This is a genomic window from Corynebacterium ciconiae DSM 44920 (assembly GCF_030440575.1).
Taxonomy (GTDB): Bacteria; Actinomycetota; Actinomycetes; order Mycobacteriales; family Mycobacteriaceae; genus Corynebacterium; species Corynebacterium ciconiae.
In genome coordinates this window covers 1232547-1258828 of the sequence record NZ_CP047189.1, presented here as the reverse complement: position 1 = coordinate 1258828, position 26282 = coordinate 1232547, and the positions used below count along the sequence as shown (strand labels likewise).

At 61.1% G+C, this 26282-nt stretch carries 26 protein-coding genes; 18 read left to right on the top strand and 8 right to left on the bottom strand.

The window, feature by feature from the left end; translation table 11 throughout:
• Positions 1-134 precede the first annotated feature (134 nt).
• Positions 135-533: an RNA polymerase-binding protein RbpA gene (locus tag CCICO_RS05575; protein ID WP_018019674.1), complete on the bottom strand. Its 399-nt coding sequence runs from the start codon at positions 531-533 to the stop codon at positions 135-137.
• 165 nt (positions 534-698) lie between these two features.
• On the opposite strand from CCICO_RS05575, the gene CCICO_RS05570 reads away from it, so the two are divergent.
• From CCICO_RS05570 to CCICO_RS05545, 6 genes are all read left to right on the top strand, one after another.
• Positions 699-1034 (top strand): hypothetical protein, encoded by a 336-nt coding sequence (locus tag CCICO_RS05570; RefSeq protein ID WP_026161442.1) that lies wholly within the window; start codon positions 699-701, stop codon positions 1032-1034.
• Positions 1035-1056: 22 nt separating this feature from the next.
• Positions 1057-1770: a YceI family protein gene (locus CCICO_RS05565; protein ID WP_026161441.1), complete on the top strand. Its 714-nt coding sequence runs from the start codon at positions 1057-1059 to the stop codon at positions 1768-1770.
• Positions 1771-1779: 9 nt separating this feature from the next.
• Entirely contained in the window at positions 1780-1941 is a 162-nt protein-coding gene (locus tag CCICO_RS05560; protein ID WP_018019671.1) for a hypothetical protein, read from the top strand.
• 1480 nt (positions 1942-3421) lie between these two features.
• Complete coding sequence (locus CCICO_RS05555) at positions 3422-3685, top strand: hypothetical protein (RefSeq protein WP_018019670.1); 264 nt, start codon at positions 3422-3424, stop codon at positions 3683-3685.
• Positions 3686-3749: 64 nt separating this feature from the next.
• Entirely contained in the window at positions 3750-3896 is a 147-nt protein-coding gene (locus CCICO_RS05550; protein ID WP_018019669.1) for a hypothetical protein, read from the top strand.
• A gap of 100 nt (positions 3897-3996) precedes the next feature.
• Complete coding sequence (locus CCICO_RS05545) at positions 3997-4566, top strand: hypothetical protein (protein ID WP_156809852.1); 570 nt, start codon at positions 3997-3999, stop codon at positions 4564-4566.
• Positions 4567-4845: 279 nt separating this feature from the next.
• On the opposite strand, the gene CCICO_RS05540 is transcribed toward CCICO_RS05545, so the two are convergent.
• Entirely contained in the window at positions 4846-6168 is a 1323-nt protein-coding gene (locus tag CCICO_RS05540) for a class I SAM-dependent methyltransferase (protein ID WP_026161440.1), read from the bottom strand.
• 400 nt (positions 6169-6568) lie between these two features.
• On the opposite strand from CCICO_RS05540, the gene CCICO_RS05535 reads away from it, so the two are divergent.
• The 6 genes from CCICO_RS05535 (at position 6569) to CCICO_RS05510 (ending at position 14268) form a co-directional block, all read left to right on the top strand.
• Positions 6569-7996: an NAD(P)/FAD-dependent oxidoreductase gene (locus CCICO_RS05535; RefSeq protein ID WP_018019665.1), complete on the top strand. Its 1428-nt coding sequence runs from the start codon at positions 6569-6571 to the stop codon at positions 7994-7996.
• 377 nt (positions 7997-8373) lie between these two features.
• Positions 8374-10482 carry a formate C-acetyltransferase gene (pflB, locus tag CCICO_RS05530; RefSeq protein WP_018019664.1) on the top strand — a complete coding sequence of 703 codons (2109 nt, stop codon included), beginning with the start codon at positions 8374-8376 and terminating at the stop codon, positions 10480-10482.
• 113 nt (positions 10483-10595) lie between these two features.
• The gene (grcA2, locus tag CCICO_RS05525; protein ID WP_018019663.1) at positions 10596-10847 is read left to right on the top strand and encodes an autonomous glycyl radical cofactor GrcA2; all 252 of its coding nucleotides are present in this window, start codon (positions 10596-10598) and stop codon (positions 10845-10847) included.
• Positions 10848-10949: 102 nt separating this feature from the next.
• Positions 10950-11819 (top strand): pyruvate formate-lyase-activating protein, encoded by an 870-nt coding sequence (gene pflA, locus CCICO_RS05520; RefSeq protein ID WP_018019662.1) that lies wholly within the window; start codon positions 10950-10952, stop codon positions 11817-11819.
• Between the two features lie 304 nt (positions 11820-12123).
• On the top strand, positions 12124-13395 hold the full coding sequence (locus tag CCICO_RS05515; protein WP_018019661.1) for an amino acid permease: 1272 nt from the start codon (positions 12124-12126) through the stop codon (positions 13393-13395).
• Between the two features lie 105 nt (positions 13396-13500).
• Positions 13501-14268: a cyclase family protein gene (locus CCICO_RS05510; RefSeq protein ID WP_018019660.1), complete on the top strand. Its 768-nt coding sequence runs from the start codon at positions 13501-13503 to the stop codon at positions 14266-14268.
• Here the strand turns inward: CCICO_RS05510 and CCICO_RS05505 are convergent.
• Both CCICO_RS05505 and CCICO_RS05500 read right to left on the bottom strand, forming a co-directional pair.
• Complete coding sequence (locus CCICO_RS05505; RefSeq protein ID WP_018019659.1) at positions 14265-14873, bottom strand: class I SAM-dependent methyltransferase; 609 nt, start codon at positions 14871-14873, stop codon at positions 14265-14267. The two genes, CCICO_RS05510 and CCICO_RS05505, sit on opposite strands and share 4 nt — an antisense overlap.
• Positions 14874-14924: 51 nt before the next feature.
• On the bottom strand, positions 14925-15365 hold the full coding sequence (locus CCICO_RS05500) for a PaaI family thioesterase (RefSeq protein ID WP_018019658.1): 441 nt from the start codon (positions 15363-15365) through the stop codon (positions 14925-14927).
• A gap of 335 nt (positions 15366-15700) precedes the next feature.
• Here CCICO_RS05500 and gnd point away from each other — a divergent pair, with 335 nt between their 5' ends.
• From gnd to CCICO_RS05470, 6 genes are read left to right on the top strand one after another with little or no spacing between them, the layout of a single operon-like run.
• On the top strand, positions 15701-17155 hold the full coding sequence (gnd, locus tag CCICO_RS05495) for an NADP-dependent phosphogluconate dehydrogenase (RefSeq protein ID WP_018019657.1): 1455 nt from the start codon (positions 15701-15703) through the stop codon (positions 17153-17155).
• A gap of 8 nt (positions 17156-17163) precedes the next feature.
• A complete protein-coding gene (locus CCICO_RS05490) occupies positions 17164-18528 on the top strand; it encodes a DEAD/DEAH box helicase (RefSeq protein ID WP_018019656.1) in 1365 nt (454 codons plus the stop codon).
• Between the two features lie 38 nt (positions 18529-18566).
• The gene (locus tag CCICO_RS05485; protein ID WP_018019655.1) at positions 18567-19952 is read left to right on the top strand and encodes a hemolysin family protein; all 1386 of its coding nucleotides are present in this window, start codon (positions 18567-18569) and stop codon (positions 19950-19952) included.
• Positions 19949-21016: a hemolysin family protein gene (locus CCICO_RS05480; protein ID WP_018019654.1), complete on the top strand. Its 1068-nt coding sequence runs from the start codon at positions 19949-19951 to the stop codon at positions 21014-21016. The genes CCICO_RS05485 and CCICO_RS05480 overlap by 4 nt, the downstream gene beginning before the upstream one ends.
• The gene (locus CCICO_RS05475) at positions 21009-21890 is read left to right on the top strand and encodes a hypothetical protein (protein ID WP_018019653.1); all 882 of its coding nucleotides are present in this window, start codon (positions 21009-21011) and stop codon (positions 21888-21890) included. Before CCICO_RS05480 ends, CCICO_RS05475 begins: the two co-directional genes overlap by 8 nt.
• Positions 21891-21946: 56 nt before the next feature.
• A complete protein-coding gene (locus CCICO_RS05470; protein ID WP_018019652.1) occupies positions 21947-23410 on the top strand; it encodes a VWA domain-containing protein in 1464 nt (487 codons plus the stop codon).
• Between the two features lie 111 nt (positions 23411-23521).
• On the opposite strand, the gene CCICO_RS05465 is transcribed toward CCICO_RS05470, so the two are convergent.
• The 4 genes from CCICO_RS05465 to odhI all read right to left on the bottom strand — a co-directional run bounded on the left by CCICO_RS05465 (position 23522) and on the right by odhI (position 26267).
• Complete coding sequence (locus tag CCICO_RS05465; RefSeq protein ID WP_018019651.1) at positions 23522-24064, bottom strand: MerR family transcriptional regulator; 543 nt, start codon at positions 24062-24064, stop codon at positions 23522-23524.
• 228 nt (positions 24065-24292) lie between these two features.
• Positions 24293-24883, bottom strand: a complete 591-nt coding sequence (locus tag CCICO_RS05460) for a bifunctional nuclease family protein (protein WP_018019650.1) — start codon at positions 24881-24883, stop codon at positions 24293-24295.
• A 93-nt stretch (positions 24884-24976) separates the two neighbouring features.
• The gene (gene ftsR, locus CCICO_RS05455) at positions 24977-25642 is read right to left on the bottom strand and encodes a transcriptional regulator FtsR (RefSeq protein ID WP_018019649.1); all 666 of its coding nucleotides are present in this window, start codon (positions 25640-25642) and stop codon (positions 24977-24979) included.
• Positions 25643-25832: 190 nt separating this feature from the next.
• Positions 25833-26267 (bottom strand): oxoglutarate dehydrogenase inhibitor Odhl, encoded by a 435-nt coding sequence (odhI, locus tag CCICO_RS05450; RefSeq protein ID WP_018019648.1) that lies wholly within the window; start codon positions 26265-26267, stop codon positions 25833-25835.
• Positions 26268-26282 lie beyond the last annotated feature (15 nt).

The following is a 26282-nucleotide window of genomic DNA, read 5'->3' as shown; positions in this document are numbered from 1 at the left end:
AAGAGGGTGCAGCGTTGTTTTTTAGGCACCCAACTGCAGAAGGAAAAGTTCGGCAAGAACATCGAGGCCCTAGGATCCCGGCGATGGGGGGGGGATCCTAGGGCCTCGTGCTGGAGCTAAGCGCGGTGGCTTGGCTAGTTGCCTGCCTCCTGCTTGGCGCGCTCTTCCTCTTCCTTTTGCTGCTTCAACAGCTTCGCGGCATTACGGCGACGCTTACGCAGATACTCGATGCGCTCGTCCAGCAGCTCATCGAGTTCCTCCATGCTGCGGCGTTCGCAGAGCATGTCCCAGTGGGTGCGCGGCGGCTTCACCGGCTTGCCCTCGACACCCTCACCTTCCATGAGGGTGCCCATCTGGCCGTTCTTGCACAGCCACTCCTCGGGGAGTTCGGCATCATCGGCGAAGGGAACCTCGAAGACCTCTCCGGAGTCCGTCTTATACTTGACCATGCGCCGAGGTGCGAGATCATGATCTCGATCGGTTTCGTAACTCACAGCACCCATACGGCTGCCGCGCAGTACGCGATCTGCCATGTTTCAATCCGTCCTTTACTTTGCGGCTGTATTGCACTAGGTACAACGCACACATCGCGGTTTTAGTTCCACCGCGGCCGAGTGTGGCTGTAGCTAACCCGTCATATTTTAGTCACGTGGGCTTGCCCACCCTCACACAGGGTGGGTGCGCTAATATATACAGCCGTGACTAGACGCGATTCTGAGACCCACACCTGCCAGTGGTGCGGCAAGGAATTCGCCGCTAGCGGCAGGGGACGGCCCAAGAAATACTGCAGCGCCTCGTGCCGGCAGCGCGCCTATGAGCACCGTCAACTGGCGGAGAGCCGTCAGCTTCCCAGCGACGCTGTGGTCATCAGCCCCGAGCAGCGGGCGCAGTTTAAAGATTCGCTTTATGAGCTGCGCTGCGCCGCTGAGGATGTAGCCACCGCGGTGGCGGACAACGCCGAGCCCGAGGAAATCGACGAGCTCTGCACCGAACTCAGGCGCATGGCTCGGGCCATTGAACATTTCCGTTTCTAGAATTTTCGTTAGGATGCAAAACATGAATACTCCGGCTCCCAAAGGGGCTAATAAGGCCATCGTCGTCGGCGCCGTCGTAGTCATCGTTGTCCTCACGCTGCTTGCGGTCGCTCCCGTGGTGTACAAGGCCGTGATGAACTCCGGCGTGCAGACAGGGGGCATCGCCACCGAGCAGGCCAGTGCGGCCACCACCGATGTCAACGGCGAATGGTCGGTAGTTCCCAGCGCCGAGGGCAACACCACCTCGGTGGGCTATACTTTCGACGAGATCCTTCCTGGTGAGCGTCGCAGCACCTCTGGATCTACCCGAGCTGTCACCGGAAGCGCCACCGTGAGCGAGGACACTGTGCAGCCAGGTGCCGAAATGGTGGCGGACCTCACTCAGGTGGAGACGGATCAGCAACGCCGCGATGTCAATGTACGCCGCAAGCTGCTGGAAACCGAGCTTTACCCCGAGGCACGGTTTAGGCTTACCGAGCCTGCGGATCTCTCGGAAGTGCCTGATGATGGAACCGCGGCCACGGTGGAGCTCACGGGAGAATTCACCATCAAGGGCGTGAGCAATCCCATCAGCGCCACCTTTGATGTTCTGCGTAGCGGAGATGCCATCATCCTGGCTGGAACCATCCCATTCAATCGCGAAGATTTTGGGGTGAAGACCCCAGACTTTGTCGCAGCCAAGATCGCCGAGGATGGCGAGCTGAATATTCGCATCAGTATGCAGAAGGACGACTAGGAGCACACCATGGTGAACAAACTGATTCCCGCCATGTGGGTGCGCTTAGTCATCCTCATCATCTTCGGCATCTTCATGTACAAGGAGGGACTGCCGTGGCTCGCCGGTTTTACAGTTGTCCTCATCGCACTGACGATCTGGCAGTTGATTACCGCCTATAAACAGCGCTAGCTACTGTAGCCGAATATGCCACCTATTTCATCACAGTGATGAAATAGGTGGCTATATTTGTATGTGCAGCCCACGGTCCAGGGAGCCCCCTTAGGGGCACTACGCATCAGCCCACACCGTGTAGATATACGACACGCACACGCCACATGTGAACCCTAAAGGGCTAACACCACACAGCAACAATGCCGATGCACACAGTAGAGACAACTCGGAGAGCGCCAAGGCATACGGCGACAGCCGCGCGGCAGATCTACACCGGAAGCTCCCGTGCCGCGGAGAGGGTGCGTGCCCACGGCACGGTCAGTGCGCACGGCGCGCATCACCGAGACACCATGTCCGCAGCATGCCCGAACGGAGCACGCCTAATATGCCACCGATTCGACACAGCGGCCGAGGCCAAGCCCAAGGATAGGCATACTGCGAGCTCAGCAGCCCGATTCCTAAATTGTCCGATAATATATATTATGTCACTTGAGCGCCTAGCCTGGACCCTACTGCGGCCACTACTGCTACATGCCGAACAAAAAGGCCCCAACCCAGGCACCCTCCCACACATTCAGCTCACCCCACCCACTTCAAGCCACGTCCCAGCCCAGACTCGAGCCGCCATATCCGCCTAGCGTGCTGCCCGCGGATGCCCAACCGTGACACGCGACCATCTACGCCTAGCGCCTCCACACAATCCATGTACCCATCGCGTCACCTCACAGACCACCTGAGCCTCACCATTCACACGCCCCCGTTGCAGAAGATACTCATAGTTGCCCCTCCTGGCGCCCACCCGACATCGGACATTACCCCCAGATTAGCCTAGCCTGAAACGCTCCAGATCCCACCCTGTTAACCCCTTTCCGAGCGTTGCCGCCTCGTGGTTCCGACGCACCGAGCCTCGCTAACTTACGGCCACTTTGCTGAGATGGCCACAAGTCTGAGCTATCCCACTGCGGACACACCCACATCTCATTTTCTTCCTCCCCCTTATCCCAATAGGCCCTAGCAATCAATAGCCCTATAGGGAAGGTAACCCTTTCTCCCCTAACCTACGCTTACGTAACAATTATCCCCTGCTCAGCCACCAAAGCCAGCCATGCAGCCCCGCCATGGCTCATGTCAGTCATCAGACCACCCACCACATACAGGCAATAGGTTTGCGCGTCAAAGCTCTACGCCCGAACACTGTTTTTGTTGCGCTATTCAACAAGTCTTTCCAGTCTCAGAATTTTACTTCGTTAGACCGCTCTAAACAGTTTCACATTCGAGATATTAAGGTTTTTCTCAGCCTTCCGACGCTTCCGTAAGTTGAGCCATTCTGCGAGCATCTGGCGGTTTTGTAACGGGTCGGATAGTCTTCATCGTAACGAGCTGGTGAGGCGTTACTGAGAGTTACTTCACACCACGCGAGTTACTAGTAAGAGGCGCATTATGCGCTGAATTCCGAAGTATCTCGTTAAGTCGAGATCCCAACTCATAAGGAGTTTTCATGGACAACGCAGTTGAGAACGACACCATCAACGAGACCCCCATCGCCGAGACCCCCGTCGTGGACACCCCCGACACCGAGCTGCCGGGCACCGACCTGCCGGGCACCGAGCTGCCGGGCGCCGAGGGGACCACCGGCTCCGCTGACACCTCCAGCCTCGACGCTTTCTCCTCCGAGATCAGCGCCGACAACGTTGACAGCTTCTTCTCCAACGCTGTCGACCTCACCGTCGCCATCCTGGGCCTCGTCGGCAAGCTGGCCTAAGACTCCAGTAGTGCTGGCTAGTAGCTAGCACGTCCGAAGCACTTCCAGGCGAAAGGATTACATCATGGGTGCAGATCACGACCCTAACGCAGGTATTCCGCTCGACCCGCCCAGCGACCCCATTCCGGCGGTTCACTGGTTCCAAGAGGTTGGACCTGCACTAGTTGATGCCGCTAAGGCGATGCTCGGCTTCGCCGCTGGTGTCGTCTAACGCACGCACACCGTGCTCAGTGCTTAGCGGCGGGCCGACCTTTGAGCGGCCCGCCGCTTTTCTTTTCTCACCAAACCTAGACCTAACTCGAGAGAATATTATGCGTTCATTGACAAAAGGAATCACCGCTTGTGTCATCGCCGTGAGCACTCTCTGTGCCGGCGTTGGTACTGCCAGCGCCGTGCAGGACCGCCCGTGGTGGGATCCCACCCAGGTGATCGAGTCCCCCGTGAATCCGAACCGTGCTGAAGGCGCCGTAGAGGGCGTATCCTTCACTGCCGCCGATTCCGACGCCAAGGAAGTGAGCCCGGGTACTTGGGCTCGCGTTCAGTTCACCGGCACCGGCTTTACCCCGGGCCTGTACTACACGGTGCGAGTCACCCTCCGCGAGCCGGGCACCGGCCGCGACTGGGGTGTCTACACTTGGCTGACCTACCGCGCCACCGAGGAGGGCAAGCTGCACTCCAACCTGCGTGTGTTCATTCCGAGCCGCGCGGTGCCCGGCGAGAAGGTTGTTGCCGTTCCTACCGTGTACAACGCTGAGGACGTCCGCCGCGACGGTCGCCCGGAGAAGGCGGACCCGAGCTGCGTGCTCCAGTGTGAGCGCGTCGCCCCGCTGGCCGCCTACACCAAGCTGACCGATCCCGGCGCCACCATCACTATCCGCTAATACAGCCCGTTTTCCCTTTAATAGGAAAGGACATCTCTATGCCTACCGGACAAGCACCGCACCCCGGCTACTTCGACCAGGACGCACTCGACTTCGCCGTCGAGATCGTCGAGAAGATTCTCGGCGGCGCCGGCCAGATCTTCGGCGCTATCTAAACTAGCTCGCCCAAGAGTCACCTCACGCCCTAGGCCTGTCATGGTCTGGGGCGTGAGGTCTATTTGCGCTATAAGCCTCCGCTGCCGCGCACGCTTTCAGCTGCCGTGCACACTAGTGGTTTCTTTATCTCTCACCGGCGCGGCCAGCTCGACTGCGGGAGGTCAGACGCAGCTGCAGGGCATCAAGATGCATCTGCTCTAGCAGGGCCTGCTGCAGCGCAAGATGGAAGCGCCACAGCCTCCTAAAGGTCACATCGAAGCCGGCGGCGGCAGCATCGCGCGAGTTGGCGTCGAAAAGCTCCCCCTGTAAAGCCGCAACCTGCGCATAGTGGGAGGCGAAGTGCATCTCGCCAATAATGCGCAAGGAGGTATCGCGATCCACTGTCTTGTGCAGCTCCTCGACGCTCGGATAATCCATGGCGGGCCAAATATAGGCGCGTTCCACGGCGAGTGCCTGCTTGGTGACAGCGGAGAAATTAGGCCCCTCGGCGAGGGTCTGGATTGCGGCGAAACCTCCCACTGAGAGCATGCGGTCAATAGCGCGGAAGAAGTCCCGCTGTCCGTCCCCGCCCATAGGCACGAGCTTGTCCAAGCTCACGATCGATTCATAGCGAGACCGCCAATCCTCGCGGGTGGCAATGGGGTGATCGATGGTGTGGATGTAGACGGAATCAGATACCCCGGCAAGCTGCACGCTTCCATCTACCGCGGCCACAAAATCAGGGTCGGGACTCAGTGCGTCTACACTTGCCCCGCGCTGGGCGGCCCGAATGGCCATGGCGCCGCGCGAGAGGGGATATTCCAGCACATCGCGGCCCCCGCCCACGTGAGCGGCGTCCAGCAAACAATCAATGGCCCGGTTTTGTGCGTCCACCAGATCGGCGCGATCTACTGCCGCAGGGGCGGAGATACGCGTATCGTCCACAAAGTGATGCGGGGCCTCGGCCTTCGGCCGCGAGGTGTGGGTGTAGCTTTTACGCGTCACCCGCTCGGTGGTGGCCACGCCCGAGGCGAACATGCCGCCGCCATCGTGAATGCTATCGGTGGAGGTGAACTCACTAAGTGCTGCGGGCAGTTCCCCACCCTCGTAAGCTCCCCGAGGTGGTAGCCGGCGCGGCGGACCGAAGGTGGTGGCCAGCAGGGCACTGAGCACCGCACCTAGATCACGGGCGCGCCACTCCCCTGCCATAAAGCTTTCCGCCAGACCCAGCCAGCCACCATCGGATAGCCGGTAGAACAGCTCCTCGTGGTCCACCACCACGTCGGCATCCTCGAGAGAGGTGCCCACTGTCAGACCGACGTCAGCGAGGGCCCGCGCAAAGTGGGCCTCTACGCGCCGCAGCCGCCACGAGGCGAAGCGGTCGCTCCACGCGACCGGCACGGTGGCCACTCCCGGCCACCGTTGCGCATCAACATGCGCTAAGTGGCTGGCCTTATAACGGGGCATAGATTCTGCGGCTACCTTTCCGACTTCGAGCTGAAGCACACGCGCGATCGCGACCACCCGCATCGACAACGCCAACACGACCGCGGCGGACGCTGAGAGGACGCGCAGGCTCGCCTCGTTGCTCCATCATCATTCGAAACACCATGGTAGAACTCCGCGCAGTGAAGCTCGGGGAGGCAGGGCCGCAGCCTACGCAGAGCAACACAATTACCACATGCATGGGCGCTCCGCCTCAGCATGGCTGTGTTTTCTATCACCACGGCTGGGGTATAGACTGTGCATCTGTGCGCGCCCCTGCCTTGCGCCTGGTGTGGCCTTAACGCCCGCCAGCACGGGGCCCTTATATATATGTCAGCGGGGCGCGCGGGAATCTGTTTTGTGTTTCAAGGAGTTTATCGTTATGTCTGACCAGCCCTTCCGCCCAGAGAGCGGCCGCCACCACGTGGTGATTATCGGCTCCGGCTTCGGCGGCATTTTCGCTGCTCAGCGCCTCAAAGACGCCGATGTTGATGTCACTATCATCGACCGCACCAACCACCACCTCTTCCAGCCGCTGCTGTATCAGGTGGCCACCGGCCTGCTTTCTTCTGGCGAGATCGCCCCTGCCAACCGCCAGGTGCTGAAGAATCAGGACAATATCAACATCGTCAAGGGCGAGGTCACTGATGTCAACGCCGAGGAGCAGACGGTGACCGCCGAGCTCGGCGACATCAAGCGGGTCTATAGCTACGACTCCCTCATTGTCGCCGCCGGTGCCGGCCAGTCCTACTTCGGTAACGAGCACTTCGCAGAGTTCGCACCGGGCATGAAGTCCATCGACGACGCCCTCGAAATCCGCGCCCGCATCATCGGCGCCTTCGAGCGCGCCGAGCTGGCCACCGACCCGGCCGAGCGCGAGCGTTATCTCACCTTCGTCGTCGTCGGCGCCGGCCCCACCGGCGTGGAGCTCGCAGGCCAGCTCGCCGAGATGGCTCACCGCACCCTCGCGGGCCGCTACACCAACATCAACCCGGCCAACGCCCGCATTTTGCTTCTCGACGGCGCCCCGCAGGTGCTGCCGCCCTTCGGCAAGCGGTTGGGCCGCAAGGCGCAGCGACAGCTGGAGAAGCTTGGTGTGTCCGTGCGCCTGAACTCCATGGTCACCAATGTGGATGCCGAATCCGTCACCTACAAGAACATGCAGGATGACACCGAGACCACCATCCCGTCTTACTGCAAGATCTGGTCCGCCGGCGTCCAGGCCTCCCCGCTGGGCAAGCTGATTGCCGCCCAAACCGGAGCCGAGGTCGACCGTGCCGGCCGTGTGCTGGTCAATGAGGACCTCACCCCGGGTGAGAGCAAGAACATCTTCGTCGTCGGCGACATGATGAACTGCAACAACCTGCCCGGCGTGGCCCAGGTGGCCATCCAGGCCGGTGAATATGCCGCCGATGTGATCGCCGCAGAACAGGGCACCATCGCCGCCCGCGAGCCCTTCGAATACTACGACAAGGGCTCGATGGCCACTGTCTCTCGCTTCTCCGCTGTGGTGAAGATGGGCCGCATTGAGGTCACCGGCTTCATCGGTTGGGTGCTGTGGCTTGCCGTGCACGTGATGTTCTTGGTGGGCTTCCGCAACCGATTCGTGGCTGCGATGTCCTGGGGCCTGAACGTGCTCTCCCGCGCTCGCTGGCAGATCACCACCACCCGCCAGCAGCTGCACGGCCGCAATGGTTTGAACAAGCTGGCTGAGCTTAGCGCCGAAGACGGCCTGTCTGTGGAGGCTGCGGAAACCCGCCGCTACTCCCTCGACGAAAAGAAGCTGGAACAGCTGGAGAAGGGCAACTAAGCCCAGCGCCGGCGCAGCATCCTCCGCCACCCGCGGCCACACCCCTAACTGGGGGTTGTGGCCGCGTTGCATTTATCACAATCTATAGCTCTCGGACACCTTCCACCCCCATTTCCCACACAAGTAAATCGTCTGACATACAAGAAAAAACTCTCAGCCAGCGCGTTTGTTTCGCTAACCTCACTCGCGCCTACTTGACATCCCACCACTGGGCGGGGGCGGTAGAGGTGGGCGTCGATAAGCCTGCGAAGCCCTTCAGTCAGCGGCGTAGTATGCGATGTGGACATACACCCGTACATCAAGGTCGGGATCCCACTAAGGTGTGCAGTGGCCTCCCGGCTCGTTGAACGCAACAGAGTGAAGGGCTAGGTGAACGCGTGTCTCAGGACACCCTGAACCCCGACAACATTGGATGGGACGGTTTCGCGGCCGGCGATTGGCAGAGCGAGATCAACCTGCGCGATTTTATCCAGCGCAACTACACCCCCTACGACGGTGATGCCAGCTTCCTAGCAGGTCCCACCGAAAAAACCATGCGCGTGTGGAACCACTTGGAGAAGAACTACCTCTCCGAGGAGCGTAAGCGCCGCGTCTACGATGTAGATACCACCACCCCGGCGGATGTGGATGCCTTCCCCGCCGGATACATCAGCGAAGACGATGATGTGATCGTCGGTCTGCAAACTGACACTCCGCTCAAGCGCGCCATGATGCCTAATGGCGGTTGGCGCATGGTGGAAACCGCCATCAAGGAGGCCGGCAAGGACGTCAATGAGGATGTGAAGAAGATCTTCACCTCCTACCGCAAGACACACAACGACGCGGTTTTCGATATCTACACCCCGCGCATTCGCGCCGCTCGCAGCTCCCACATCATCACTGGCCTGCCCGATGCCTATGGCCGTGGCCGCATCATCGGCGACTACCGCCGCGTGGCCCTCTATGGTGTCGATGCCCTCATCGCGGAGAAGCAGGCCGCTAAAGATGCCCACGCCACCGAGGCCTTCTCGGAGCACTGGGCCCGCTACCGCGAGGAGCACTCCGAGCAGATCAAGGCGCTGAAGAAGCTGAAGAACATGGCAGCCGCCTATGGTTTCGACATTTCTCGGCCCGCCACCACCGCCCAAGAAGCAGTGCAGTGGACCTACTTCGCCTACTTGGGCTCGGTGAAGTCCCAGGATGGTGCTGCGATGTCGATCGGCCGTCTCTCCGCGTTCCTCGACATCTACTTCGAGCGCGATCTCAAGGCTGGCCGAATCACCGAGGACGACGCCCAAGAAATTATGGATGCCTTGGTGATCAAGCTGCGCATCGTGCGCTTCCTACGCACCATCGACTATGACCAGATCTTCTCCGGCGATCCCTACTGGGCCACCTGGTCTGATGCTGGGTTTGCTACCGATGGCCGCTCGCTGGTGACGAAGACATCCTTCCGCTTGCTGCAGACCCTGCGCAATTTGGGCCCAGCCCCGGAGCCGAACATCACCATCTTCTGGGATCCGGCTCTGCCTAAGGGCTATAAGGATTTCTGTGCCGCTATCTCCATCGAGACCTCCTCGATTCAATACGAGTCCGATGAGCAGATCCGCGAGCAATGGGGCGATGATGCCGCGATCGCCTGCTGCGTCTCCCCCATGGCTGTGGGCAAGCAAATGCAGTTCTTTGGCGCCCGCGTCAATGCCGCCAAGTCCCTGCTGTACGCCATGAACGGCGGACGCGACGAGGTCAGCGGCAAGCAGGTCACCGAGGAAGGACTGTTTAGCCCCATCGAAGGCGATGGCCCGCTTGATTTTGATGAGGTCTGGCAAAAATACGAGGAGATGCTCGACTGGGTGGTGGGAACCTATGTGGAGGCCCTGAATATCATCCACTACTGCCACGACCGCTACGCCTACGAGGCCATCGAGATGGCGCTGCACGATTCCGACATCATTCGCACCATGGGCTGCGGTATCGCTGGGTTGTCGATCGTGGCGGACTCTCTCTCGGCCATCAAGTACGCCAGCGTCACCCCAGTGCGCGATGAGACCGGCCTGATCGTGGACTATGTCACCGAAGGCGACTTCCCGCGCTACGGCAACGATGACGACCGCGCCGATGACATCGCCGCGACGATCGTGCACACCGTCATGGACAAGATCAAGTCCATCCCGATGTATCGCGACGCCATCCCCACCCAGTCCGTGCTCACCATCACCTCGAACGTGGTCTACGGCAAGGCCACCGGCTCCTTCCCTTCCGGGCACCAAGCCGGCACTCCCTTCAGCCCCGGCGCCAACCCCGAAAACGGCGCCGACACCCACGGCATGGTGGCCTCCATGCTCTCGGTGGGCAAGCTGGACTACCAGGATGCGCTCGACGGCATCTCGCTGACCAACACCATCACCCCGTCCGGCTTGGGCCGCGACAAGGATGAGCAGGTGGGCAACTTGGTGGGCATTCTGGATGCCGGGTTCATTATCGACGACACCACCTGCCCCGCCTAACACCACGGGCATCCCCCGTGAGCGGGCCGAATCCCGCCTACTCACGGCGGGCCTACGGGCCCGCCACGCACATACCCCTTCAGTATCAATTCACCACCCAAGGAGAAATTCTCATGTCCACCAAGACTTTTGACGAGCGCATGGCTGCAATGAAGGCCGCCCGATCCCAGCACAACGCAGGCTCTGGCCTCTACCACGCCAACATCAACGTGCTCGATCACAAGACCCTGCAGGATGCCATGGATAACCCGGAGAACTACCCCAACCTCACGGTGCGCGTCTCTGGCTACGCAGTGAACTTTGTCAAGCTCACCCGCGAGCAGCAGCTCGACGTGATGGCTCGTACCTTCCACCACAACGCCTAGCCCTTTGGGGCTAGCCCTTCGACGCTAGCCCCACCGCTTGCCACTCTCGCTAGCCCTCTACTCGCTAGCCACCATCGCGCATCCAAGGAGCGTCAACACCCCATGGCCGACGGACTCAACGCGGCAGTGACCATCGCCCCGCAGCAGGGCCCCCGCCAGCGCGGGAGCGCCCAGGGCTTGGGCATGCCCGAGTTCGATATCGCGGAACGCACCGAGCTGCTGGAGGCGCGCCGCACCGGTAACGCCGGTCTGGTGCACTCGTGGGAGCTTGTCACAGCCGTGGACGGTCCAGGCACCCGAATGACGATGTTCTTGTCCGGCTGCCCACTGCGCTGCGTCTATTGCCACAACCCCGACACCATGGGGATGAAAGAGGGCACGATGCAGACGGTTGAGCAGATCGTGGCCAAGGCTCGCCGCTACAAGGCTGTGTTCCGCGCCTCCGGCGGTGGGCTGACGATCTCCGGCGGAGAACCGCTGTTCCAGATCGAGTTCACCCGCAAGGTCCTACGGGCCGTGCACGCGCTCGGGATTCACACCGCCATCGACACCTCGGGCTATTTGGGTGCGCGGCTCAGCGATGAGGACCTCGAGAATATCGATCTCGTGTTGCTCGATGTGAAGTCCGGCGACCCCGAGACCTACCGCGCCGTCACCGGTGGTCGCGAGCTGCAACCAACCATCGATTTCGGCGATCGTCTCAGCGCCCACGGGGTTGCCATCTGGGTGCGTTTCGTTCTCGTGCCCGGCTGGAGTGACGATCCCGCCAATGTGGAGAAGGTAGCCGATATCGTCGCCCGTTGGTCTGACAGCGTGGAGCGCGTGGAGGTGCTGCCCTTTCACAACATGGGCCAAGACAAGTGGGAGAAACTTGGGCTGCCCTATGAGCTGTCTGGGGTGAAACCACCCTCGGCCGAGTCTGTGGAGGACGTTCGCGAGGTGTTTCGCTCGCGCGGTTTGACGGTCTACTAGGCGCTGCGTTGACATTTTCATCAGCCACCGATTGTCCGGTTGTTTTACCGGGTCGGTGGCTGTTGTGCTGCTGGGGATGGGTGGTGTGCGGGTGGCGTCGACAAGCGTGCGCACTATGGTCTCGCCCACTGATAATCAAGTCTTAGTTCTAAGACAATAGGCAGGCGTAAACATGGCCTACGCAACAGTAGGGTTGCTAGCGTGAAGGTTATAACAACCGGGCTGAACCCAGCCGTGTGAGTGTTCGGCCCTCAATCCTGTCGCCAAGGCCTCAGCAGGCCTTTTCCAGAAGGGATATGTGAGTATGACCGCTCCCACCACCTCCGAGCCGGTGACGAGCCCGGCAGAGGCGCGCCGCATCAACAACAGTTGGGCTGTAAGTCTTTTTGGCACCGCTGTCGGCGCCGGCATATTGTTTCTCCCGATCAATGCCGGCGCCGCTGGTGTATGGCCACTGCTCATCGTCACCCTACTGATCGGCCCGATGACCTATCTCTCCCACCGCGCGCTTGCCCGCTTCGTGTGCAAATCGCCGCGCCAGGGCGAGGACATCACCGTGGTCGCCACCGACTACTTCGGTAATGCCTGGGGTTGGGCGATTACCATTCTCTACTTCTTCGCCATCTATCCGATCGTGCTCATCTACGGGGTCTCCATCACCAACTCCGTCGATAGCCTGATCCAGAACCAGCTCGGCGGCCCCGCTATTGACCGCTGGATTCTCGCGGGCATCCTCGTGGCAGCGATGATGGTGCCGATGGTTGTGGGCCAGAAGGTAATGCTTGCCGTCACCCAGTTCTTGGTCTACCCGTTGATCATCGCCCTACTGGGCATTTCGCTCTATCTGATCCCCACGTGGAAGCTCGATGGACTGACCTCCATGCCCAGCACCGGCGAGTTCCTCGTCTCGGTGTGGCTGATCATTCCGGTGCTGGTATTCGCCTTCAACCACTCCCCCGCGATTTCCCAGTTCTCGCTAGCCATGCAGCGCACGCACGGCCCGAATAGTGCCGAGAATGCCTCCATCGTTCTGCGTCGCACCGCGATGCTGCTCACGGTCTTTACCATGTTGTTCGTCTGGTCCTGTGTGCTCTCGCTCGGCAAGGAAGGGCTGGCTGCGGCCCGCGAGGAAAACCTGCCCGTGCTGTCCTACCTGGGCAATGTGCACGACGCCCCCGTGATCGCCTACTTGGCCCCGGCAATCGCGATCGTCGCGATCGTCTCCTCTTTCTTCGGCCACACGCTCGGCGCTGCGGAGGGCGCGGCTGGCATCGTGCGCCACGCCCGCCCCGAGATGGTCGAGCGTATCGGCGAGCGCACCCTGATGATCGCGGTCAATATCTTTATCGCCGTGACCGCGTGGATTGCCGGAGTGCTCAACCCCTCCATCTTGGAAGTGATCGAAACACTCTCGGGGCCGGTCATCGCCTCCATTCTCTATCTGATGCCGATGGTGGCGATCTACAAAGTGGAGGCACTAGCACCATTTAGGAAGTACGTGTCCAATTGGTTCGTGATTGTCACCGGCATCATCGCGATCTCCGCTGTGCTGTACAAGATCATCGGCGTGTTCTAGCTACTACGCATCAGCGCTTATCGACGCCCACTCGCCGCCACCACGCGCGCGGGTGGGCGTAGCGCACATCTGCCCAGACCACCCAAAATAGACTATGCTGTCTACATGTCTGATTTTCCCGAACTCTGGAGCCTTGCCAGTACTCTCCGCCAGGACTACGACTGGGTGGATCTCACCCACAGTTTCCATCCCGGCCAGCCTCACTTCGGAGCGCTGCCCGATGAACGCCGCGACCGTCTCTACACCGTAGAAGAACACGGCTTCGAGATCGATCGCTACAGCATCGTCGGCCAATGGGGCACCCACGTGGATCCGCCGGTGCACTTTGTCACCGGCGCCCGGCCGCTCGATGAGATACCCGTAGAGCAGATGATCCTGAGTTTGGTGGTCATCGACGTCCACGAACGCGCCGCAGCCGATGCCGACTACACCCCGAGCATTGATGACATCCTCGCTTGGGAGCGCACACACTGCACCATCCCCGAGCACAGCTTCGTGGCATTACGCACCGACTGGTCCACTCGGTGGCCCGATGCAGCAGCGATGAACAACGCCGATAGCGAAGGCATCAACCACTATCCGGCATGGAACCCCGAGGTGGTGGAATGGCTCATTACCGAGCGCAACATCACCGCCCTCGGACACGAAACCACCGATACCGATCTTGGGGCGCGAGTCAGCCGCGGCGAACTCCCCAGCGAACTACTGCTTCTGCAGCATGATCGCTGGCAAATTGAAATGCTGCGCAACCTCGATCAGGTTCCCGAGGTCGGCGCGCTCATCGTGGCCACTTGGCCCAAGCCCCACGGCGGCACAGGCTTTCCCGCCCGCGCCTTCGCGATCATCCCCCGTAATGCCGCTGCCGCGGACTAGCCGCCGAAACCCGGCAGCAACATCCGCGGGCTCAGCACAGCAACGAGGAACGAGGAAATCGGCCGCCAGGGCTTAAGATCCCAGCTTTCGAGGGTGAGCGAGTCTACGAAGCCCGCTGCATGGGCATCATCGAAGAAATCGGAAAACTCGTAGCCGCGCCCTGCGCCAAATCCTATGACGGCGCGACCCTCAGGCGCCAGAGCCTGGCGAAGAGCCTCCAGCGCCGGGCGCCGCCCCTCGGGCGGCAAAAAGCCCATCACATTGCCGGCACACACGATCAGATCGAAAGGCCCATCAGGTACCTCACCTGCGGTGAGATCACCCACCTGCCACTCGGCGTCCGGGTAGTCCCGCCGAGCGTAGTCAATGAGAACAGGATCGAGATCCACGCCCACCACGGTGTGGCCCTGCTTGGCGAGGTAGCCGCCAACTCGGCCGGTCCCGCAGCCGGCGTCGAGGATGCGGGAGCCTCGCTCGGCCATCGCATCAATCGTTCGGGCCTCGCCCACGATGTCACGCCCCTCGGCGGCGAGGGTGCGCCACCTGGCGGCGTAGTTCTCGGAATGGTCTGGATGAGAGGCGAGAATCTCGTGCCAGGTAGGCATGGGTGTCCTTCCGCAGAGCGTGGTCAAGAAGATGGTTGAAGGATTCGGGCTCTAGCCCTGCAAACGAATGGTGCGCAAGGTAGTGCGCGCCACCAGCTGGTCGCGCTGGAAGCATTCCACGCTAATAAGCTGGGTGGTCTTTCCATTATGCAGTGGGGCCGCAATCACCGTCACCACGCCAGCCTTGACGGAAGAGATGAAGTCGGTGGAGTTATTCACCCCAGCCACATGCTGGCCGTTGGCGAGGATCATGCCCAGCAGCGAACCGGTAGATTCCGCCAACGAGCAGAACACACCGCCGTTGACGAAGCCGAAGGGCTGCAGGTGCCCCTCGGCCACCGAGATCTGGGCGCGCACCTGCTTGCGCGAAATCACGGTGTATTTGACTCCAAGCGTGGCATCGAGGCCAGTGCTGGTCTCATTAAATTCAGTGAGCTCAGCATCAGTGAGCGGACGAGTGGTGGCGGTGTTTAACAGCGCAGCTACAGACATGCATCCAGTCTATACGCCACACGTCCTACCCCACGAAGTCTGGCGTGTTGGCGGCTTGGATGAACAGCATGGCTAACGCGCCTGGGCATCATGGCTAGCGCGGCTGGGCAGCGCGCGGTGGACGCGTGGGAGGCGCACGTTGGGCGCATGGACCGCGACGATAACGAAGCCGCTAGCGTGCACTTAAGCAGGTGCCGGCCTAAGCTTTTCCCGCCTGCAGTCCGCGAGCCTGCTCCCAGCCTTGTCTACGGATCTCAAGGCTTGGGGAGTAGGAAAGCATGGGGGTTCGTAGGCTGATATGACTCTTGTGCGGCGTGACGTCTACGATTGAGCACATGTCGAATGCAGAAAAACTCGCTCCCATTGGTGTTGTTGGACTTGCAGTGATGGGGTCCAATCTCGCCCGCAACTTCGCTCATAAGGGTCACACCGTAGCGGTGTATAACCGCAGCTACGGTAAGACCGAGGCCCTCATCTCCAACCACGGCGATGAGGGAGACTTTCTGCCCGCCGAAACCATTGAGGAGTTCGTCGCTTCCTTGGAGCGCCCCCGCCGCGCCATCATCATGGTGCAGGCCGGCAAGGCCACCGATGCCGTCATCGAGCAGCTCGCCGACGCCATGGAAGAAGGCGACATCATCATCGATGGTGGCAATGCGCTCTACACCGACACCATCCGTCGTGAAGCCGAGCTGAGCTCCCGCAACCTGCACTTCGTCGGCGCCGGTATCTCCGGCGGCGAGGAGGGCGCACTCAACGGCCCAGCCATTATGCCCGGTGGCTCCGCCGAGTCCTACGCCTCGCTTGGCCCGCTGCTGGAGTCCATCTCCGCGCACGTCGACGGAGTGCCCTGCTGCACCCACATTGGCCCCGACGGTGCCGGGCACTTTGTGAAGATGGTGCACAACGGCATCGAGTATGCGGACATGCAGGTCATCGGCGAGGCCTATCACCTGCTGCGCTATGCCGCAGGCATGACCCCGCAGGAGATCTCCGAGGTGTTTTCCGAATGGAACGCCGGCGATCTGGATTCCTACTTGGTGGAAATCACCGCCGAGGTACTCAAGCAGGTTGACGCTGACACCGGCAAGCCTTTGGTGGACATCGTGGTTGATGCCGCCGGCCAAAAGGGCACCGGTCGCTGGACCGTGAAGGCTGCCCTCGATTTGGGTATTCCTGTCACCGGAATCGGCGAGGCCGTCTTCGCCCGCGCCCTGTCCGGCGATCGCGAGATGCGTGCCGCCACCTCTGGAGAACTCGCCTCCGGCTCACTGCGTAGCCTCGAGGACCTCGGCATCAAGCGTGAGGACTTTATCGACGACGTCCGTGCGGCCCTCTACGCCTCCAAGCTAGTGGCCTACTCCCAGGGCTTCGACGAGATCAAGGCCGGCTCCGCCGAGCACGGCTGGAATGTCGACCCCCGCGATCTCGCCACCATCTGGCGCGATGGCTGCATCATCCGCGCGAAGTTCCTCGACCGCATCCGCGAGGCCTATGACTCCTCCCCTGAGCTGACCTCTTTGCTGCTGGATCCCTATTTCCGCGCAGAGATGGAGCACAGCATGGATGCATGGCGCCGCGTAGTGGTGACCGCCACCCAGTTGGGCCTGCCCATTCCGGTCTTCGGTTCCTCGCTGTCCTACTACGATTCGCTGCGCTCTTCCCGCCTGCCCGCTGCGCTTATTCAGGCACAGCGCGACTACTTCGGTGCGCACACCTACGAGCGCATCGACCGTCCGGGCAGCTTCCACACCCTCTGGAGCGGTGACCGCTCCGAGGTCGAAGCCTAGGACGATACGTGCACTCATTTAGGGATCTCGCTCTGCCCGATCAGCTTGTACACGAGCTCACTCGCCGTGAACTCACCCACCCGACAGCGATCCAGCAGGCGACGATCCCTGATGCGTTATCGGGGGCCTCGGTGATTGGCCGCAGCCACACCGGTTCGGGCAAAACTTTCGCCTTTGCGCTGCCGCTGATCACTCGGCTGGCCACGGATGAGCATCTCACTCGCTCCTCCACCCCCGGCCATCCGCGGGGTCTGATTCTCGCACCGACGAGAGAATTGGCGGTGCAGATCGCCGAACGCATCGAGGATCTCGCCGCGGCAATGGGGCTGCGCACTCTCGCGCTCACCGGCGGCGTGCCGGTGGCCACCCAGCGCACTCAACTGGCCGCCCCCGTGGATATCGCGGTGGCCACCCCCGCCCGACTGCTCGATCTGCGCCGCCGCAGCCTGCTGCAGTTGGATGCGGTGGAGATTTTCGTGGTGGATGAGGCCGATCACCTCGCCGAGGTGGGCTTTGCCCCACAGCTCGATGCGATCGCGGCGCGCATCCCGTCCAGCGCCCAAAGGCTAGTGTTCTCGGCCACGATCGATCACTCCACCCGCCGTCTCGCCCCTGCGGCGCGCATCCACGAGCTCTCCGCCCCCGGGGCCACAGCCGCAGTCGAAGGCTTGACCCAGTGGGTGGTGTGGACTGATTCGGAGGAACAACGCGATCAGCTGGTGCACCAGCTCGCGCGCCGCCGTGCCAGCACCCTCATTTTCTGCGCCACCAAACATCAGGTCAGCCGCTACGCCCGTGAGACGGGCGCCTGCTTCGTGCATTCCGATCGCACCCAGGCCCAGCGCGCCGCGGCCGTCGAACGTTTCGCCTCCGGCGCCGAGCCGGTACTCATCGCAACCGATGTTGCGGCACGTGGCATCGACATCGCCAACATTGATCTCGTGGTGCATGTGGGTATCGCCTTTGATGCCCAGTCCTTTGTGCACCGCTCCGGCCGCACCGCCCGTTCTGGAGCCAGCGGCAACAGCCTGAGCATCGTCGATACCACCTACCGCCGCCGGGCGAAGAAACACTTCCGCACCGCAGGAGTGGATCCCCGCGAACTCGCGTGGGACTCCCCAGAGCTTTCCTCCCTCATCGGGCCGCTGCGCCAGCCGCGTTCATCGGAGGCACAGTCTTCTACCTCTCGCCGTGGCGGCTCCGCAGACGCGGGCCGGCACTCCGGCTCCCCCTCTGGTACAGCTCGCTCGCGCGGGCGCTCCGACTCGTCGGGCGCTGGCAATGCGCGGAGGGGTTTTCGACCGAAGAAAAAGAAAAAGGGCGGCGCCTGGGGCAAGGGTTCTGTCACCACACGGCGACGTATTGACCAGTAGGGCCTTGGTTTGGGTAGTGTTTTAGCCGATCAACAATTATGGACATACTTCTCAGCATTCTCGCTCTCCTCGGCTTTGTGGCACTGACCGCCGGCACGGGGTTGTTTGTGGCTATCGAGTTCGCCCTGACGGGGCTGGAGCGATCCACCATCGACAACCACGTTGCCCGCAATAAAGACTCAGTTTCTCAGCGCATTCGTCATGCCCACGAGAATCTCTCCTTCGAGCTCTCAGGCGCCCAACTGGGCATCACCATCACCACCCTGGCCACGGGTTATCTGGCGGAGCCGGTCTTGGCTCGTTTCTTCACCCCGTTGCTGGAGCTGGTCGGCTTGTCCGAACGGGCTGCCTCGCCCGTCGCTCTCATCTTGGCGCTTGTCGTGGCCACCTTCTTGTCTATGATCTACGGCGAGCTGGTGCCGAAGAACATGGCAATCACCGATCCGTGGACCACCGCCCGCGTGGTAGTCACCCCCGTGCAGTGGTTCAACAAGGGCCTCAAGTGGTTCATTACCGCGCTCAACTCCTCCGCTAATTTCATTGTGCGCAAGCTCGGTATCGAACCAGCTGATGAACTCGCCAGTGCCCGCTCTGCCCAAGAGCTTGGCGCGCTGGTGCGTAACTCGGCTCAGGTGGGCACCTTCGATGTGTCCAAGGCCCGCATGATTGACCGTGCCCTTAAGTTCGGCGAGGCCACGGCCGAGGAGTTTATGACTCCCCGCTCGACCATCCTCTTCCTGCACAGCACCGATTCGGTGGAGGACCTAGTTCAGCTCGCGCTCGAGTCCGGCCATTCTCGCTTCCCGGTGGTAGATAACGACTTAGACGACACCATCGGCGTGGTGCACATTAAAAACGCTTTCTCCATTCCGAAACAGCGTCGCCCGCAGGTGCCGGTGGCGGAATTGGCCCGCGAGGTCAACACCGTGCCCGATTCCCTTGATGGCGATGCCGTGCTCAACGCCGTGCGCTCCGCTGGTTCCCAGATGGTGCTGGTGGCGGACGAATATGGCGGCACTGCCGGCATCGTCACCATCGAGGATGTGGTGGAAGAACTCCTCGGTGAGGTCTACGACGAACACGATGACGCCGAGGCGGAAAAGGACTTCCGGCGAGTCGGCGAGTCGTGGGAGGTTGCCGGTTTGGTGCGCGTGGATGAACTCAGTGAGTCCATCGGCTACGCCGCGCCTGATGACCACCGCTATGAGACGGTGGGCGGGCTTATCATGACGGCGTTGGGTCGGATCCCACAGCCAGGCGATGTGGTGCTGCTCCCCCAGACAGAGCGAGATATGCGCGATGAGTTCGAGACCGGTATCACCGGCCGCTGGATCGCCTCGGTCACAGCCATGGACGAGCGTCGCGTTGAGCGCGCATTCTTTACCCCCATCAGCAACGAAGAAGCAGCGGAGTACGCCTCATGAGTGGAATCCAAGCAATCATCTTCGCCATCTTTTTGTTGGCCCTCAACGCCTTCTTTGTCGCCGCCGAGTTCTCACTCATTTCCTCCCGCAAGGACCGCATCGATGCGCTCATCGCTCAGGGCAAGTCGCGGGCAAAGAAGGTGGAATACGCCACCGAGCATCTCTCCATCATGCTTGCCGGCGCGCAGCTGGGGATCACCATCGCCTCCCTGTTGTTGGGCAAGGTGGGCGAGCCGGCTATCGCGCACCTGCTCGAACGCCCCTTTGGTGCCTTGGGTGTACCGGAGTCGCTCCTGCATGCCTTGTCCTTTGCCATTGCGCTCGCGGTGATCACCTTCTTGCACATTCTTGTCGGCGAGATGGTGCCGAAGAATATCGCATTGGCCGGCCCTGAGACCCTCGCTATGATCTTGGTGCCCGCCCACATCCTCTTCGTCAAGCTCATGATGCCGATTCTGAACTTCATGAACTTCGTGGCACGGCACACCTTGCGCCTGTTCGGGATCGAGCAAAAAGACGAGTTGGATTCCTCCGTCGACACCGAGCAACTCGCCATCATGGTTTCCGAGTCGCGTTCGGAGGGGCTTCTCGACGCCGAGGAGCATGCCCGCCTGGCCAAGGCCCTGCGCACTGACAAGCGTTCGGTGCGGGAGGTGCTGATCCGCAAAGACCAGGTGCACGCCATTCCCTTTGGCAGCCGTGGGCCCACGGTGCAGCAGCTGGAAGATGCGGTGAATGAAACCGGCTTCTCCCGTTTCCCCATCACCGGTGCCAATGGCAACTATCTCGGCTATGTGCACATCAAGGATGTGCTCGACCGGCTCGCCTCCTCCACCTCTTCGCCGCGCGATGTGATCCCGCGCTCCCAGATTCGCCAGCTGATTAATATCGACGCCTCTGGGGGCTTGGACCAAACCCTACGGCGAATGCGTGGTAGCTCCGCCCACATGGCGCAGGTGCGCGATCGTGGCCAATTGATTGGCGTGATCACCCTCGAGGATCTCATCGAGGAGTATGTGGGCAATGTGCGCGATTGGACGCACGAGGACACTGCCGATGCCTGAGCTGCTCACTCCAGCCCAGTGGCAGCGGCGGCAGCGTGAGCATGAGCGCCGCGTGGACGCGCTCACCGCGGCGCATTTGCAGCGCCGCTCCCAGCATCGCACCCACCCCGTGTGGGATTTCATGTTCGACTACTACCCCTTCTCTCCTGGAAAAATGCGCCGCTGGCATCCGGGGATGGACGTGGAACTCGTAGGCGACGCCCCTCACACGGAATGGTCTTTCTATCGCACTCGCGGTACTGGGGATACGGCCACCACTGGGGTGGATCTATCGGCCCTGGCGAGCAAGCGCGAACGGTTGTGGCGCTTTGTGGCAGAGCTACTTCGCCGCGAGGAAACCAATCCTGCGCGTTTCGATTGCTTCGGCATGCACGAGTGGGCGATGGTTTACCGCTCGGAGAATCCCCGCCACGATCTGCCTTTGCGGCTCGGCGCGGAAGGCACCGATGCTGTGGTGGAGGCGCACGGTGCGTTGAAATGCACCCACTATGATGCGTTTCGCTTCTACACCCCGCCTGCCCGAACGCTCAACATCCGTCCCCTGAGCCGCGAGGATCAGCTCAGCTGCGAGCAGCGGGGCTGTTTGCACGCCACCATGGATTTATACAAGTGGGCGTTTAAGTTGTTGCCGATGGTGCCGAGCGAACTCGTTATCGACGCCTTCGAGCTAGCGTGCAAGGTCCGCCAGCTCGACATGGAGGCCTCTCCTTATGATTGCCGTGCCCTGGGCTTCGGGGTGGTGGCCGTGGAAACCCCTGAAGGCAAAGCCGAATACGTCTCCCGCCAGCGCGCCCTATCTCGCGCCGCCGAACCTATCCGACACCGTCTGAGCTACCACGTCGAACAGGCTCTTGCCACTACACTGGGTGAGTGAGTCCTGAACCACAGCTAGAGGTTCACACAATCACCATGTGAGGAAGAGGTGCACCCGTGGCACGACACGCGTCCGGAGAATCCAATTATCGGCTATCGAAGGAGCTCATCACTAGCGCAGTACTGGTGATTGTGCTGGTGGTAGCCTTTATCGTGTGGTTGACGGTTCGATCATCCGCCGATAGCGCGGACGATAGCTTCGCCCAAGATTGCATCGAAGGCGAGCTACACGTACCGGTAGCGGTGAGCGCTTCTACCCCCGATCCCGTCGCCACATCGCTGATCGACGCTTATTCGGACACCTCCCCCATCGTAAAAGATCATTGCGTGAGCCTTGAGACCGTCTCGGATCCCGCAGCCGCAGCTGTGGTGATCTCCACGGGCACCCGGGGCGAGGTGCAGCGCCAGCTTGATGCCGCACACGCTTCCGCAGCAAGCGAGAAGTGGGCCATCGGCGAGAGCACCCCAGTCGGCTTGGCCTATCGCTCCGACTCCCCCGCCCCCGACACAGGCTGGGAGGCACAAACCGCAGAGCGTGTTTTCTACCCAGAGCCGGCCACAAACCCTGCCGCCAGCTTGGTCGCAGCAGCGATTTCTGGGGATAACCCAGACACCGGTGAGAAACTGCTGAAGGACAACACCCTGCCCTCCTACGATCTTGCTGCCGAGAGCCAGCTGCTGGCAGTCACCGAAGATGAGACCCCAGAAGGCATGGATTTCTTCGCCCCCGATGACACCCAGGTTCCCACCTTTGTGGTGCCGTTGACGACGCACGAGGGTATTTCCGAAGAACAGTCCCGCGCCGGGGCTGATTTCGCCAAGTTTGTCACCGCACAGAATGAGGATGCAGAGGACAAATCCGTGCTGTGGGCCAGCACCGCCGATATTCTCAGCGAGCGCTACGCCCAGGTACCGGAGGAATCCACCGGCTCCACCAACCAGGCGATCAATAACACGCTGCTGCTTCTCGACACCTCTGATGCGATGAACGCCTCCCCTTCGGGGCACTCACTCTATGCGGAAACCGCGCGCATCGCCGATCCGCTGGTGGTCTCCGCGATCCGCGCCGGGGGCTCGGTAGCCCTGTGGAATTACTCCTCCCCGCTGAGCGAGGGAGTGACTAAGGGCTGGCGCGATAATATCTCCTTCAGCACTGATAGCACCGCAATCGTCGATACCATGAAGCGTTTCGGCACAGGGGGTGTACCCCAAACCCGCGAAGCGCTCGCCGCTGCCCTACCAGTGGCCGCCGAGCAGGCACGATCGACTGGCGAACCTACCCAGATCGTGCTGGTAACCTCTGGCACGAATGACTCGATGAGCGATGAGCAGCTACGGGAGATCCTCGATCGCTACCGTGACGCCAAAGTGCAGCTGGATGTACTCACCGTGGGTGGCGGAGCCGAAGATTCCGTGATCACCGACTTCGCTCGTAGCACCGGCGGACATGTGGGCACGGCTACCGACGCTCCTGACATCGCCAACCGGCTGCAGCAGTCCTTCGGTATCGACCGGCCCTAGCCGTGTTGCTACGAGCCTCAGCAAAGGGAGGCTCGCAGCCTTGCGGGCATAGGACAAGCCCAGGGATAGGAATCCACCTACTATCCCTGGGCTTGTTTCGTGCTGGTTGTGTTAGGAGCTGCGACGGCGGCGACGCATAGCGAGTTCGTCTTCCATTTCCGGCTCGGCGGCGTCGTCGATGCGCTCGGAGGGGAAGGCCGAAATCGTGCCGGTGAGTTCCTTCATGATGCCCGGCACGGCGATACCGAACACGCCCTGGCCGTCGGCGAGAAGGTCAATAACTTCCTCGGAGGAACGGCATTCGTACACGGTGGTGCCGTCCGACACGAGGGTGATGGTGGCGAGATCATCCACGCCTAGATCGCGGAGCTTATCCACAGCCAAGCGGATGTTCTGCAGCGAGATACCGGTGTCGAGCAGTCCCTTGACGATCTTGAGCACAAGAATGTCTTTGAAGGAGTACAGGCGCTGAGAGCCGGAGCCGCGGGCATTGCGGATAGACGGGGTGACCAACTTGGTGCGCGCCCAGTAATCGAGCTGCCGGTAGGTAATGTTCGCGACCTGGCAGGCAATAGGAACGCGGTAGCCGACTTCCTCGTCCGGCCCCATGGTGAAGAGGGATTCTTGCACGCCGTGGGTGGTGGATTCAGACATGTGTAATTTCTCCCTTGTCATTTTTCTCTCAGGATACGTCTCCCTCAGCCTTGGGGCTAGTGCCCGCAGATGAGACCCCGAGAGACTCGCTTCGGTATCACGCCAGTACGCGTGGAGTACTTCCTCAGATTACTGAGACCAATGGACGCACGAGTGGCGACACGCCGAAACTCTCAACCTTTAGTTTAAGCTTAGGGGCCCTGAATCACTTTGTCACCTTTTATCCCACTAGTAATCAGATGTATCGCCTTGCTCAGAGTCACCGCGAAGGTCAGACTCCTCGACTCCCATCGATCGCAGCAAGGACTCGAAATCTGCGTCTGCCTGCGCATCTCCTGAGGCAGAAGAAAATTCCTCCGCACTATCGACTAGATCCTCGCACGTGATACCGAAACCTTGATGTAGATCATCGGCCGAGACAAATACCCCCGTGCGTCGAAGCACATCCTCGGCCACAGAAATCGGAATCTCCTCTTCTCGTGCGATCAGGATTGCATCCGAGGGGCGCATGTCTATGCTCGTGCCGTCACCACACACCAGGCTTGCGGTAAATGCCCCGCGCATATAACCGTCGATACGCGCCTCCACAATGGAGCCGGCATGGGAGTCGGCCAGCTGTACAAGAGCGTCATGAGCCCGCGGACGCACCGGCGCTCCCCCCTGTTCCCGCGCTGCGATAGCGGCGGCTGAGTCGTCTCCAATCCAGATGGGGAGAATGCGGGTAGTGCCCACCACCCTTAAAAAGATCACGTTGTATTCCTCAGGCGGAATCACGAACACACCGTGGTAGACGAGATCAATGAAATTGCGATCATCCATGAACAGTGACGTCCTTTACACATTCAAGTAGAAAAAGAGCCACGATGTAGCGGCGCTACCCCGTGACTCTCGTGTTAGTTTTCCTCGGTGCGGCTAGGAGCGAAGATCGTTTTTGACCAAGCTCGCGTGCAGTGACACCACCAGAGCGGTGAGCTGCTCGGAGATCTCTTGCGCCTTGTGCTTGGCCACTTCGGAGCGGGACTGCGCCACAGGCGTGGTCACCTGCGAGATCAAGTCCGCCTGGCGGCGAGCCGAGTTACGCACCGACTTCAGGTGGCGGACATCGAATCCAAACTCCGTGAGCGCGTGCGCCGTGGACGCCACCCGCACATCATCGGCGGTGAAAAATCCTGCCGGATCGGCGCTGATCAAACCAGCGCCGGCGAGTTCGCGCACAAACTCTTTATCTACATCGGCCTGCGCCGCCACATCATCATCGGTCAGCCGGGTGATGGCCGGGGCCTTGAATTCCTCCGGGCTGATGATCGGCTCCACCTTGGTGGCGCTGAGCAGCGCGGTCACCTCGCCAGAATCCATTGCCTCGAGCTGCTGGCGGATCACCTTCAGTGGGGTGTAGTTATCGCGCTGGGTCACCAGAATGTAGCGCAGACGCTCAACATCCTTATCGGTGAAGCGGCGATAGCCGGAGGGGGTACGTGAAGGGGTGATGAGGCCTTCGGATTCGAGGAAGCGAATCTTAGACACCGTCACATCGGGGAACTCTCCCCGCAATCGCTCCAGCACCACGCCGATAGACATGGTCTGCTGGCGCGCATGACGCAGTGGCTTCACGCTGCCGTCTTTAGAATCCCGTAGTGCGCTCACGTTCTTATTACCCTTAGGTTTTCTGCTGTAAATCTATTGATACGCCCCGCGCCCACAGGCGGTGATCCGCTGCCCGCGCGGGCTGTATGCATCCTTTGTAGCCTAGCCTATCGCTAGATCGCCACTACTTCTTCGGACCAGCGAGGAAGACAAGACGGAACTTGCCGATCTGCACCTCATCGCCGGTGTTGAGCGCCTCAGCGTTCTTCGGCTCGCGGTTGACGTAGGTGCCGTTCAGGCTTCCCACATCCACCACCTCGAACTGCCCCTCGCCATCGCGGCGGAACTCCGCGTGACGACGAGACACGGTGACATCATCAAGGAAAATGTCGCTTTCTGGGTGGCGACCTGCAGTGGTGGTCTCCTGATCGAGCAAGAAGCGGGAACCTGCGTTCGGGCCGCGCTTCACGACCAGCAGCGCCGCCCCCTCAGGCAGGTTGCCAGCGCCGACATTCGCCGGTGCAGCCTGAGCACCAGACTCCATTTCCTTAAGCAGATCAGCGCGGAAAACAGATGTGGTCTCCACCTGAGTCTGGGAAACGTCAGTGTTGTCACTCATTGAGAAAAACCTCCG